The organism is Halobellus rarus (assembly GCF_024494595.1).
GTDB classification, from domain to species: domain Archaea; phylum Halobacteriota; class Halobacteria; order Halobacteriales; family Haloferacaceae; genus Haloquadratum; species Haloquadratum rarum.
In genome coordinates this window covers 241546-253016 of record NZ_JANHDI010000008.1, presented here as the reverse complement: position 1 = coordinate 253016, position 11471 = coordinate 241546, and the positions used below count along the sequence as shown (strand labels likewise).

Below are 11471 nucleotides of genomic sequence, written 5' to 3'. Positions count from 1 at the left end.
TCGTCTACGGCGCGCCCAAGCGCGCCGTACGGCCAGCGAGACGGCTTTGCCGTCTCGCGCTGGCAAAAGCTGGACCAAAAGCACTGCGTCACCCCCTCAGCGCGGCGTTGCCGCGCTTCGAGGGTTCTTTGGCCCGCTCGCTCACTTCGTTCGCTCGCGGTACGTAGGTCCTCTTCTGTCTTGAGCATCCGCGAGCGAACGGAGCGAGCGAGCGGTTCACCGACGGAGCCGTCGGAGTTCCCGTGAGCGACTGACAGGAGCGAACGGGAGCACGGAAGAGCTCTGCTCTTCCGGAGACGGCGGAGTCGGATCTTTTTGGTCCAGATTTTTGCAAGGAGTGGTCGCGCTGCGCGCGACCCGACGCAGCAAAAAGGTGGGTGGATATTACTCGTCGAGGAAGTCGGGTTCGATCCGCTTCTCGGCGTACTCGTCCTCTAGGTGTGCGCGGAACGTCTCGATCTCGACGTCCTGATCCTCGCGTTCCTTGCGGTCGCGGACGGAGATGGTTCCCGCCTCCTCCTCGTCGCCGCCGACGACGATCATATACGGGACGCGGTCCTCCTGGGCCTCGCGGATCTTCCGACCGAGCGTCCACGAGCGGTCCTCGACGGAAATCCGAAAGTCGCCGAGTTCGTTCTTCACGCGGTGAGCGTAGCCGAGTTGGTCGTCGCTGATCGGCAGGATGCGGACCTGCTCGGGCGCGAGCCAGAACGGGAACTTGCCGTCGAAGTGCTCGATGAGCACCATGAAGAAGCGCTCGTAGGACCCGTACAGCGCGCGGTGGATCATCACCGGGCGGTGGTCCTCGTTGTCCTCGCCCGTGTAGGAGAGCTCGAAGCGCTCGGGCATATTGAAGTCCAGTTGGACCGTCGGACCGTCCCACTTCCGACCCAGCGCGTCCTCGAAGGCGAAGTCGATTTTGGGTCCGTAGAAGGCCCCGTCTCCGGGTTCGAGGTCGTAGTCGATGCCCTGGTTTTCGAGCACGGACCGGAGCTGTGACTCGGCCTGCTCCCAGATCTCGTCGCCGCCGACGGACTTCTCCGGACGCGTGGCCAGCGCGACGTGGGCGTCGAGGTCGAAGGTGTCGAGCACCTCGTAGATGGCCTCCATCACCTGATTCACTTCCTGCTCGATCTGCTCGGGGCGGCAGAACAGGTGACCGTCGTCGATCGTGAAGGACCAGACGCGCGAGAGCCCCGAGAGTTCCCCGCGCTGTTCCTTCCGGTACACTTTGCCGTCCTCGAAGTACCGCACGGGCAGGTCGCGGTAGGACCACGACTTCTGATCGAAGATCGTCGCGTGGCCGGGGCAGTTCATCGGTTTTAACCCGTATTCCTCGTCGTTGACGTCCATCAGGAACATGTCGTCGACGTAGTTGTCGTAGTGTCCCGACTTCTTCCACAGTTCCGTCCGGAAGAGATGGGGCGTCTCGACGGGGTCGTAGCCGGCGTCGAGGTTCAGATCGCGCGCGTACGAGGCGAGTTCGTCGAGGATCTTCTTGCCGTTGGGGTGATACAGCGGCAGTCCGGGGCCGGTGACGTCGGGGATCGAGAAGAGGTCGAGTTCCTGCCCGAGTTTGCGGTGGTCCCGCTCTTGGGCCTCTTCCCGGAGCGTGAGGTACTCTTCGAGGTCGGATTCGGACTCGAAGGCCGTCCCGTAGACGCGCGTCAGCGTGTCCTCGTCCTCGTCGCCACGCCAGAACGCCGAGGAGATGTTGAGCAGTTTCACCGCGCCGATGTCGCCGGTCGACTCGACGTGCGGGCCCTTACAGAGGTCCTCGAAGTCGCCCTGGACGTAGAAGGAGACGGGGTCCTCGCCGGCCGCCTCGTCCTCCAGGATCTCCCGCTTGTAGCGGTTGTCAGCGTACGTTTCGAGGGCCTCTTCTCTCGTCCTGAGTTCGCGTTCGATCGGGAGATCTTCCGCCAGGATCGTCTCCATCTCGGCTTCGATCTCGTCTAGGTCGTCCGCGTCGAGGTCGACGTTCGCGACGTCGTAGTAGAACCCCTCGTCGGTCGAGGGGCCGATCGCGAGCTTCGCCTCGGGGTTGAGTCGCTGCAGCGCCTGTGCGAAGACGTGCGCCGCGGAGTGTCGCAGGACCTGAAGGTACTCGTCGCTCTGGTCGGTGACGATGACGATCTCGGCACCGTCGTGAACGGGCGCGGCCTTGTCGACGAGTTCGCCGTCGACGACGCCCGCGACGGTGTCGCGTCCCAATCCGGGTCCGATCTCGTAAGCGACGTCCTCGACCGTCGCGTCCTCCGCAACGGACAGTTCGGAGCCGTCGGGGAGGCTGACAACGATTTCGCTCATACGCGTTCGGAGTGCGAGCGCACGAATAAGTGTTTTCGAGTCGGTGGACGACGGATCAGAAGTGTAGCGACAGAGGGTCTGTACGAGCAGTCAACAGATGGAGTGGAAGACGGCGAGACCCCCATCCGCATCGATCCGCACGTAGGCGTCGCCGTGGCACGCGTTCGTCGAAATCGTGGTGTGCTCGGTCGCGTTCAGCGCCGACGCGACGATTCGGAACGATTCGACTCCGTCAGGGTTCGCATCCGAGAGGTCGTACACCTCGCGTTCGGCGCCTGGATCGAGAGTGTGGGTCTTCCCGTAGACCGTCTCGTCGGTCGTCCCGCGCACGACGCGCAGGTCGACTTCCACGCTCCGATTCCAGTCGTTCTCCAACTGCACCGCCTTGTCGGTATCCGGCGTGTTCGACGGCACTGCACCGAGACAGCCGGCGGTGATCAGGAGGACGGTAAGCGAGACCAGAGCGACGCGTACGGAGGACATTACTTCGGCGCTCTAGTCCGACCGAAAAGAGCGTTGTGGGGACACAGAGCGGGAGCAGGCCGAGAGATCAACAGATGGCGTAGTAGGGGTACAGCTCCCCGTCTTCGGTGATCTCCACGTACGCGTTACCGTAGCACGCGTTCGTCTCGATGGTGACGCTCTCGGTGGAGTTTCGTGCCGTCGCGGTGATCCGGAAGGACTCGATCCCCTCGGGGCTCGCTTCTTCGAGGTTGTAGACGTCGCGGTCAGCGCCCGGCTCGAACGTCTCCGTCTCCTCGTAGACGGTCTCGTTCGTGGCCTCGCGGACGACGCTGATCCGGATCTCGACGGAGTGGTTCCACCTGTTCTCCACGTGGATCGCCTTGTCGGCATCCGGCTGCTCGGACGCCTGTTCGGTCGTCGTCCACTCGCCGGAGGACGTCTCGCCCGGCGTCGGATCGGGCGTCGGCGTCGGGGTCCCCGGCATCTCCGTCGCTGTCGGCGTCTGCGTCGGCGTGGCCGAGTCGGTCCCAGTCGACGGCGTCCCGCCGAGACAGCCGGCCGTAAGCACGACGGCCACGAGGACGAGAGCGATCGATCGTCGGGAAGCGGGCATCACCCGACACCACGAACGCTCGACAAAAGTCCCTTGTGTAGACTCAAAGGGTCGTTGTAGCCGCCGGAAGCCCCTCGACGTCACGTCCTGTCACGTCGACCTTCCGATGCCACCCTCCGCCTCGTCACCCCCCCGACGCCACGTTCCGCTTCACCTCGTCGGCGTAGGCGTCCGCGAGCCGCGTCGGTTCCGGGAGTTTGTAGCCGTCACAGAGTCGCTCGACGAGGTCGGTCCCGGTGTCGACGGCGACCCGGTGGCCGGGGCTGACGTAGATCGGATTGACGATCGGTCGCGAGTCGTACTGCTTGGACTGGAGCGCGTGGCCGATCGTCTCTCCCGGCTCCGCGTTCTCGACGTCGTCGTCGGCTCTGATCGGCGTGCGCCAGCCCTCGGGACGCCCGTCGACGACGTCGTCGGGTGTCCCACAAAGCAATCCCTTCGCGACGCCGACGCTCGGGACGTCGAGGGTGACGCCGATATGCGTCGCCAATCCGGCCTGTCTGTAGTGGATGCGGCCGCTGCCGTCGAAGACGACGAGATCCGGTTCAGACTCCAGTTCCGCGAACGCGGCGAGGATCGGCCCGCCCTCGCGGAAGGCGAGCAGGCCGGGAATGTAGGGGATCTCCAGATCGGTCACGGCGTGGGCGCGCTCGACGATTTCGTCCCCGCGGCGGACGACCACGACGCTCACCGCGCGGTCGTCGAGGAACGCCTGATCGACGCCGGCGACGAGTGGGAGAGGGGATTCGGGAGGGAGCGTCGCCTGTCGAGCGTCGCCGTCGGTGGCGAGGTCCCCACCGGCTCCGATCGATCCGGGATCGAAGTCGAACACGTCAGCCCACGTCGCGGCCGCCGCGACCTCCCGCTGGAGAGATTCCATTTCCTCGCGGGTCAGCGAGGCGTCGGGAACGAATTCCGAGCGGATCGGATCCATATATCAGAACCGTCCGCCGGGGCCACCCGGTCCGCCCGGACCGCCGGGACCGCCCCGGCCGCCCCCGAACTGCAGCGATTTCGGGACGCCGACGCGGCCTTTCACGCGGACGCCGTAGGCGAGGCCGACGAGGAGTCCGGCGAGATGTGCGAGGTGGGCGACGTTGCCCCCGATCACGCCGCCGCCGGCGGAGACGCCGAATCCGGCGACGATGCTGAACGCGGCGAAGCCGAACGTCAGCACCCAGAGCGGCATCGGGATGATGAAGTACAGATACACCTTCAGGTTCGGGTTCAACACGGTGAGAACGCCGAGGACGCCCATAATCGCCCCGGACGCGCCGACGACGCCCGCGCCGAAGGGGCCGACCGTCAGGAGCGTCGAGAGCACCTGAGCGAGGCCGGCGACGATACCCGCCCCGAAGAACAGCGCCGTGAAGCGCTTCGTGTCGAGGTACTGCTCGACGACCGGGCCGAAGAAGTACAGCGCGATGCTGTTGAACGCGATATGCGTGAATCCCCCGTGGGCGAAGATGGAGGTGAACCACGTCCAGACGTACTCGATGTGGCCGGGCGAGAGCACGAACGCCGCCTGCCAGAGGCTGCTCCGCGGCGACGCGCCGAGGAGCAGGGGAAAGACGAAGAACTGCAGCGCGAAGGTGACCCACATCACGCCGAGGAAGACGTAGCTCATGTTCCCGCGGAAGTACCCCAGGGGACCGCCCCTGCCGAGGATCCGATCGGCGAAGCCCCTCGAGGTGGATCCGCCACCACGGTCCCGGACCGAGTCGTCGAAGCCGCTGTCGAACACTCCAGAGGGATCGTCCCAGTCACCGAGCCCCGGACAGTCGTGGTTCTCCGGCAGCCGGTGCTCGGCGCAGAAGGTCTGTCCGCACCGTCGACACTGGTACGGCATATTCTCGTGTGCCCCGCACTCGTCGCAGGTAGCCATCACTCTCCGTAGTCACGGCGGGAGTAAAAGCGGTTCCCCTCCGCCCGGCGAGGCGTGTCGCGATTCCGACCCTCGCGATCGAGTGGCCTACGTGTCCCGTTCCTCGGCGTCCTCGTCGCTCGCCTCGTCAGTCAGTGCCTCGTCGTCGCCCCCCGCAGTGGGGTCACCGGGAACGACTGTCGGGTGAGCGACACCGAGGCGCGGTTTACTGGCGGCCATCACGATTGGACGTTGGCTTTCCACCCGCAAAAGATTACCCATACGCATAAATTATCCGCCAGCGCTGCAGGGATTACTGGTAGATATATCAGAGGCGGTCGGAACGTCTGGACGAACCCTCACCGCGGTCGAGAGCGGGACCCGAGACATCCCGAGATCGAGGCCTATCCGAGCTCTCCCGACGGGAAACGAGAACGTGGCGCGAACGTCGAGTCCTGAACGCTGAAACAGCGCGTTACACGAACGGGTGCCGCTGAAACAACGCGTTACGCGAAGTTCTCCTCGTAGAGGTCCATCGCGTGCTCGATGGCGTCCTTCGCGGCCGCAGCGTCGTCCCAGCCGAGCGTCTCCGTCTCCTTGCCCGCTTCGAGGTTCTTGTAGGTCTCGAAGAATTCGGCGATCTCGGCCTTCTGCTGGTCGGTGAGGTCGTCGACGTCCTGAACGTCGTCGTATCGCGGGTCCTCGTCGGGGACGGCGATCACTTTGTCGTCTTTCTCGCCGTCGTCGTCCATCTCCATCAGCGCGACGGGGCGTGCCTCGATGATACAACCCGGGAACGTTTGGTCTTCGACCAGTACGAGGATGTCGAAGGGGTCCTCGTCGTCGTAGTACGTCTGCGGGAGGAAGCCGTAATCGGAGGGGTAGTGAACGTTCGAGTGGAGCACTCGGTCGAGGACGACGCCCGGGACGTCCTTGTCGTATTCGTACTTGTTCCGCTCGCCCTTCAGACACTCGACGACAGCGTAGACGACGTCCGGCGCGTCCGGTCCGGTCTCGATGTCTTTCCAGAGGTTCGACATACCTGCAGTGTCTCCGAACGGGCAAAAAGTCCTTTCGCATCGTTACGGCGTACCGACCGTGATTCGTGTTCACAACCGCACAGGAGCGGATATTCGCGGTAGAATGCTCTGTGGATATTCGTCGAAGAGCATCCAATTTTGTCTTCAAATATACATTTTTGGGGTTAATCGGTCTTTGTTACACTGTGCTAATCGATCGATTGCCGGGCCCCATAGGCCGAATACAGGCGATAATGCCTCTCCAGAGGGCGCGTTGGGAAGCGTTAAATATCACGGTGACTTTGACTCCGGTATGTCAGAGGCACAAACAGTTACCGAGGCAGATAGCGTAGTGCGTGACCTTACGGCGTTCCAACAGAATATTCTCGTGATCCTCTCCGAGGAACCGATGTACGGCCTCGCTATCAAGCGACAGCTCGAGTCCTACTACGGGACGGAGGTCAACCACGGCCGGCTGTACCCCAACCTCGACGACCTCGTCGAGATGGGACTCGTCGAGAAGAGCGAACTCGACAAGCGGACGAACCAGTACGAACTCACCGAGGCGGGCCACGACGCGCTCTTGGATCAGTTCGACTGGATGTTCGCGAAGTTCGTCGCCGACGACGAACGCGCCGCGGAGCTCTCGGATCTCGTCGAAACGCACCGATAAGAGGCCGTAAACGGCTCAGGGTCCGGGCACGTCGTCGCCGACCTCGTTCACGAGATCGACGCTCTCGGCGACGATGGATTCCTGCGCGTCCGACGGCCACACGTTCCGCTGGAAGTACTCCGTGAGGAATTCCTCTCTTTCGGCCTCGGTTGCGTCGTCGACGCGCTTCAGGTAGTGATTGCTCATAAAGTCCGCGAAGGCGCGGACGTTGGCGGCGTGGTCGGGGCCGTATTCTCTCTCGACGTCGTCGACGATCGCTCGATTTGCTTCCTCGACAGCGTCCCACTCCGCGCCGTGGTCGGGGCCCGACAGCGATACCTCCACCGCGCGGTCGGTGTTCTCGATCCGTCCGAACTGGACGGTGCCGTCTTCGACCCACTCCTCGGGGTAGAGTACCAGCGTGTCGTCCTCCTCGCGAACGCGGGCGGTGAAATCGTGCTCGTCGACGAGGTCGTCGCGGCGTTCGCGGTACGCCTCGGCGGCCGCCTCGACCGCCGCCTCTCTCGCCAGTCTGGTCAGTCGCTCGGCCTCGTCGACGGCCTCTCCGGGCGGGGAATCGATCGCGGCCGTCGACGCACCGTCCGTCGCAGTCGTCGGCTCTTCGTCCCTCTCGGCCGCCGGGCCATCGTCGGCCTCGGCCGCCGGTGAATCGTCGGTGCCGGCCGCCGAGCCGTCGTTTCTCTGTCCCAGGTCGTCCACTGGAGTTTCATCCTCAGGCATCGTCGAGCGCCTCGTTCGCTAGTGAGTCCGCGCGATCGTTTACCGCTCTCGGTACGTGTTCGAGCGACCACCGCTCGAAGGAGTCCAGCAGCTCTAGCACCCTGACGCGTCGCTCGCGGAGTTCCGGGTTGTTGGTGTCGTACTCGCCTTTCACCTGCCGGACGATCAGCTGGGAGTCCCCGCGGACGTCGACCTCGTCGAATCCGTAGTCCCGGGCGGCCGAGAGCCCCCGCTTGAGCGCCTCGTACTCGGCGCGGTTGTTGGTCGTCTCGCCGATTCGGTCGCTGCCCTCGGCGACGATCCCGTCGCTCGTGACGATCACCCACCCGATCGCGGCCGGTCCTGGATTGCCACGACTCGCGCCGTCGAAGTAGACGTGGGCCCGTCCGCCACCGTCCCCGCGGAGCAACGCCAGGAGATCCGTCGGCCGCGACCCCTGCACGACGACCTTATCGTCGTAGGCGACGGCGGTCGCCTCTCCCCGCTCGGCGCGCCAGCGCTCGTAGTCGGTGTTACCCGCTTCGACCGCGACGCCGGCGGCTTCGAGCCGTTCGCGTGCGACGTCGGGATCGCACTCCACACTCGGCATACCCGAAGGACAGCGGGAGCGCGAAAGAAGGATTCGATGTCGGAGTGGTACCTGGTCGACTCGACGGTCGGACCGCGCTGACCGACTCGGTGTATCGACTGAGGCAGTCCTGGGAGAAAATGGCGTACAGTCGGCACCCGCTCGCAACGACGCCCCGTCGCCGTCGGTCCTCCAGCGACGGCAACTTCCTCGTCGTTCCCCGCGTCGACGTGCCGAGCAATCGCGGCCCGACGCGGGTCCCGCGTCAGATCACGGAGGTCCTGGCCGCTCGTTCGTATATAAACACTCGTCCGTCGGGTGGAATGAACTCCGTGAACGACCCTCAATCGGCGGAGGGTTTAAATTCGTCGAGACAGCGAATATAAAAATGCGATGACACGGCCCACCCGCCAGCGGGAACAGGACGTCGAGAGGACGCGATGGCAGGGAGAACGCGAGGACGAGGCGGACGAAGCGGAAGACGACATCGACTTCGAGGACATGGACGAGGAGGACCTCGTCCGCACGGGCGACGGCGAACTGATTCACGAACCGACGGGGATCGTCGTCGAGGAGGAGCAGATCGATCCCGGGCCGGAGTGGCGGGCGTTCAACCACTCCGAGCGGCAATCGAAGTCCCGCGTGGGCGCGCCCACGACGCAGACGATGCACGACAAGGGGCTGACGACGACGATCGACTGGAAGGACAAGGACGCTTACGGCCGCTCGATCTCCTCACGGAAGCGCTCGCAGATGCACCGCCTGCGCAAGTGGCAGGAGCGCATCCGGACGAAGGACGCGGGCGAGCGGAACCTCCAGTTCGCGCTCTCGGAGATCGATCGAATGGCGTCGGCGCTCGGCGTCCCGCGCTCCGTACGGGAGGTCGCGTCCGTGATCTATCGACGCGCGCTCAACGAGGACCTCATCCGCGGACGATCCATCGAGGGCGTCGCCACCTCCGCGCTCTACGCCGCCTGTCGAAAAGAAGGGATTCCCCGCTCGCTGGAGGAGATCTCGGACGTATCGCGTGTGGATCGCAAAGAGATCGGGCGGACGTACCGCTACATCTCCCAAGAGCTCGGTCTGGAGATGAAACCGGTCGACCCGAAGAAGTACGTCCCGCGCTTCAGCTCGGAACTGGAACTCTCGAAGGAGGTCCAATCGAAGGCGAACGAGATCATCGAGACCACAGCGGAGAAGGGACTGCTCTCCGGGAAGTCCCCGACGGGGTTCGCGGCCGCGGCGATCTACGCGGCCTCGCTGCTCTGTAACGAGAAGAAGACCCAGCGCGAGGTCGCCGACGTCGCGCAGGTGACAGAAGTCACCATCCGGAACCGGTACCAAGAGCAGATCGAGGCGATGGGCATCCACAGCTGAGGCGTCGGGAGCGCCGACGCCGAAAGTTCATATCCGTCGGCGACTCAGTACCACGCGATGAAACTGGACGAGTACGTCGACCTCGAACGCAACGAGCGAGCGGAGCGTCGGCGACTCGCCGAGGAGAAGTCCTACGACATCCTCGATCACCTGGAGACGTTCCAGGATCGCTTCGAGGAGACGCTCCAGGGCGACTCGCTGTACGGCGGCGTCTCGCCGTCGATCTTCGTCGGCACCTCGAACTACCCGCGCGTCTCCGCGGGCCTGCTCTCGCCCGTCGGCCACGACGACGACGCCGAGCGCTTTTCGACCTCCGGCGCGTGGTACGACGAGGGCGTCTCGATCGACGACGTCTTCTCGCGGCGGACGTCGCTTCTCAACTCCAACACCTCCCAGAAGGTGACGAACGTCGCCGACTCGTGGGACGGATTTCTGGGAACGCAGCGGGAGGTCGCGATCGCCGACCGACCGGTGACGGTCGAGATCGGTCTCGACGAACGCCCGGACGTCGACCTCGACGTCGGCGTCGAGGACGTCGCGACGCCGGTGGGTCCGCGCGCCCGCGCTCGCTCCGCGGACCTCGCGGAGAATCCCCACGTCCCGCGTCTCGTCGAGAAGACGCTGGAGGACGACGACTGGAACGCCGAGGGAGCGATGAACTACCTCTACCGCCGCGGGTTCGACGTCTACGACATCAACACGATCCTCTCGGCGGGCGCGCTCGGGCAGACCGAGCAGCGCCGGCTCGTCCCCACGCGGTGGTCGATCACCGCCGTCGACGACACCGTCGGGCAGTATCTCAGGGGGCGGATCCGGACGAACCCCGAGATCGATCGGGTCGAGATCCACCGCAACGAGTTCATGGGCAACGCCTTCTGGGTGATCCTCGCGCCCGGGAAGTGGGAGTACGAACTCGTCGAGATGAAAGCCCCCGGGAGCGTCTGGAACCCCGATCCCGAGGCGGGGATGTACCTCGCCGCCGACAGCGAGGGCCGGGAGGGCCGGACGGGCTACGTCGACGAGACGGCGGGCGCGTACCACGCCGCCCGACTGGGCGTGCTCGAACACCTCGACGAGCGCGGGAAGCAGGCGAAGGCGCTCGTCCTGCGACACGTCTCCGACGACTACTGGGGGCCGGTCGGCGTCTGGCAGGTGCGCGAGACCGTCCGCGACGCCTTCGACGACGAGCGCGGGACCGCCGAGACGTTCGCCGGCGCGGTCCGCGGCGTCGCAGAGCACCTCCCGGTGTCGCCCTCGACGCTCCGCCGCAAGTCGACGATGGCGGCCGGCCTCCAGGCGACGTTCGGCGACTTCGCCCGGCAGTGAACGGGGCGCTCTCCGGCGATCGGAGACCGCGACCGAACCGGCCGACTGCACCGGGCGGCCGCTCGGTCACCGTCGACCGGCGGTACTACTTTAACGGTTCGACGAGACGTACCACCGGAGGTCTACACGGTGGAAATCTCAGATAAGCTCTTGTGTCTGTTCAACGCGGATGTTCGTGAGGAAGAAGACCGCTACGTCGTCGAAGTGCCGAAGCGCGAGGTCGAGACCGGGTCGGTCGAACCCGGCGAGGCCTACCGCGTCGCTCTCATCTCTCGTGCGGTCGAGTCCGCCTCGGAGTCGACCGAGACCGAGCGTCCGTCCTCCGAGCCGCAGCCACCGGTCGAGCCCGGAGAACTGCGCTACGTGGAGATCGAAGACATCGGCAAGCAGGGCGACGGCATCGCCCGCGTCGAGCGCGGCTACGTCATCATCGTCCCCGGCACCGACGTCGGCGACCGGGTAAAAATAGAGGTCAGCGAGGTCAAGTCGAACTTCGCGGTCGGCGAAGTGATCGAAGAAGAGGTCTAGGTCGGGTC

General features: G+C 65.1%; 13 protein-coding genes. 4 read left to right on the top strand and 9 right to left on the bottom strand.

Annotated features, from left to right (window positions below; all coding sequences use genetic code 11):
* Nucleotides 1-384 precede the first annotated feature (384 nt).
* The 7 genes from thrS to NO876_RS11015 all read right to left on the bottom strand — a co-directional run bounded on the left by thrS (nt 385) and on the right by NO876_RS11015 (nt 6292).
* Nucleotides 385-2310 carry a threonine--tRNA ligase gene (thrS, locus tag NO876_RS11045; protein ID WP_256421727.1) on the bottom strand — a complete coding sequence of 642 codons (1926 nt, stop codon included), beginning with the start codon at nt 2308-2310 and terminating at the stop codon, nt 385-387.
* A gap of 90 nt (nt 2311-2400) precedes the next feature.
* Entirely contained in the window at nt 2401-2793 is a 393-nt protein-coding gene (locus NO876_RS11040) for a hypothetical protein (RefSeq protein WP_256421726.1), read from the bottom strand.
* Nucleotides 2794-2860: 67 nt separating this feature from the next.
* Entirely contained in the window at nt 2861-3388 is a 528-nt protein-coding gene (locus NO876_RS11035) for a hypothetical protein (protein WP_256421725.1), read from the bottom strand.
* A 124-nt stretch (nt 3389-3512) separates the two neighbouring features.
* Complete coding sequence (locus NO876_RS11030; protein ID WP_256421724.1) at nt 3513-4322, bottom strand: endonuclease V; 810 nt, start codon at nt 4320-4322, stop codon at nt 3513-3515.
* Between the two features lie 3 nt (nt 4323-4325).
* Entirely contained in the window at nt 4326-5273 is a 948-nt protein-coding gene (locus NO876_RS11025) for a rhomboid family intramembrane serine protease (RefSeq protein ID WP_256421723.1), read from the bottom strand.
* 87 nt (nt 5274-5360) lie between these two features.
* Nucleotides 5361-5492, bottom strand: coding sequence for a hypothetical protein (locus NO876_RS11020; protein ID WP_256421722.1), 132 nt, complete (start codon nt 5490-5492; stop codon nt 5361-5363).
* 266 nt (nt 5493-5758) lie between these two features.
* Entirely contained in the window at nt 5759-6292 is a 534-nt protein-coding gene (locus tag NO876_RS11015; RefSeq protein ID WP_256421721.1) for an inorganic diphosphatase, read from the bottom strand.
* A 292-nt stretch (nt 6293-6584) separates the two neighbouring features.
* Between NO876_RS11015 and NO876_RS11010 the strand changes: the two genes are divergently transcribed.
* Nucleotides 6585-6944, top strand: a complete 360-nt coding sequence (locus NO876_RS11010) for a PadR family transcriptional regulator (protein WP_256421720.1) — start codon at nt 6585-6587, stop codon at nt 6942-6944.
* Nucleotides 6945-6959: 15 nt separating this feature from the next.
* Here NO876_RS11010 and NO876_RS11005 read toward each other — a convergent pair whose 3' ends face one another.
* Entirely contained in the window at nt 6960-7664 is a 705-nt protein-coding gene (locus tag NO876_RS11005; protein ID WP_256421719.1) for a DUF7108 domain-containing protein, read from the bottom strand.
* Nucleotides 7657-8253 carry a ribonuclease HI gene (rnhA, locus tag NO876_RS11000; RefSeq protein ID WP_256421718.1) on the bottom strand — a complete coding sequence of 199 codons (597 nt, stop codon included), beginning with the start codon at nt 8251-8253 and terminating at the stop codon, nt 7657-7659. The genes NO876_RS11005 and rnhA overlap by 8 nt, the downstream gene beginning before the upstream one ends.
* Nucleotides 8254-8625: 372 nt before the next feature.
* On the opposite strand from rnhA, the gene NO876_RS10995 reads away from it, so the two are divergent.
* The 3 genes from NO876_RS10995 (at nt 8626) to NO876_RS10985 (ending at nt 11463) form a co-directional block, all read left to right on the top strand.
* Nucleotides 8626-9609, top strand: a complete 984-nt coding sequence (locus NO876_RS10995) for a transcription initiation factor IIB (RefSeq protein ID WP_256421717.1) — start codon at nt 8626-8628, stop codon at nt 9607-9609.
* A gap of 57 nt (nt 9610-9666) precedes the next feature.
* Entirely contained in the window at nt 9667-10935 is a 1269-nt protein-coding gene (gene nreA, locus NO876_RS10990; RefSeq protein ID WP_256421716.1) for a DNA repair protein NreA, read from the top strand.
* A 129-nt stretch (nt 10936-11064) separates the two neighbouring features.
* Nucleotides 11065-11463, top strand: coding sequence for a TRAM domain-containing protein (locus NO876_RS10985; RefSeq protein ID WP_256421715.1), 399 nt, complete (start codon nt 11065-11067; stop codon nt 11461-11463).
* Nucleotides 11464-11471 lie beyond the last annotated feature (8 nt).

Excerpts from the sequence above, each read along its gene's own strand:
- NO876_RS11025 (WP_256421723.1), bottom strand. The coding sequence starts at position 5,273 with ATGGCTACCTGCGACGAGTGCGGGGCACACGAGAATATGCCGTACCAG.
- NO876_RS11035 (WP_256421725.1), bottom strand. The coding sequence starts at position 3,388 with ATGCCCGCTTCCCGACGATCGATCGCTCTCGTCCTCGTGGCCGTCGTG.
- NO876_RS11015 (WP_256421721.1), bottom strand. The coding sequence starts at position 6,292 with ATGTCGAACCTCTGGAAAGACATCGAGACCGGACCGGACGCGCCGGAC.
- NO876_RS11030 (WP_256421724.1), bottom strand. The coding sequence starts at position 4,322 with ATGGATCCGATCCGCTCGGAATTCGTTCCCGACGCCTCGCTGACCCGC.
- nreA (WP_256421716.1), top strand. The coding sequence starts at position 9,667 with ATGAAACTGGACGAGTACGTCGACCTCGAACGCAACGAGCGAGCGGAG.
- NO876_RS10995 (WP_256421717.1), top strand. The coding sequence starts at position 8,626 with ATGACACGGCCCACCCGCCAGCGGGAACAGGACGTCGAGAGGACGCGA.
- NO876_RS11005 (WP_256421719.1), bottom strand. The coding sequence starts at position 7,664 with ATGCCTGAGGATGAAACTCCAGTGGACGACCTGGGACAGAGAAACGAC.
- thrS (WP_256421727.1), bottom strand. The coding sequence starts at position 2,310 with ATGAGCGAAATCGTTGTCAGCCTCCCCGACGGCTCCGAACTGTCCGTT.
- NO876_RS11040 (WP_256421726.1), bottom strand. The coding sequence starts at position 2,793 with ATGTCCTCCGTACGCGTCGCTCTGGTCTCGCTTACCGTCCTCCTGATC.
- rnhA (WP_256421718.1), bottom strand. The coding sequence starts at position 8,253 with ATGCCGAGTGTGGAGTGCGATCCCGACGTCGCACGCGAACGGCTCGAA.
- NO876_RS11020 (WP_256421722.1), bottom strand. The coding sequence starts at position 5,492 with ATGGCCGCCAGTAAACCGCGCCTCGGTGTCGCTCACCCGACAGTCGTT.
- NO876_RS11010 (WP_256421720.1), top strand. The coding sequence starts at position 6,585 with ATGTCAGAGGCACAAACAGTTACCGAGGCAGATAGCGTAGTGCGTGAC.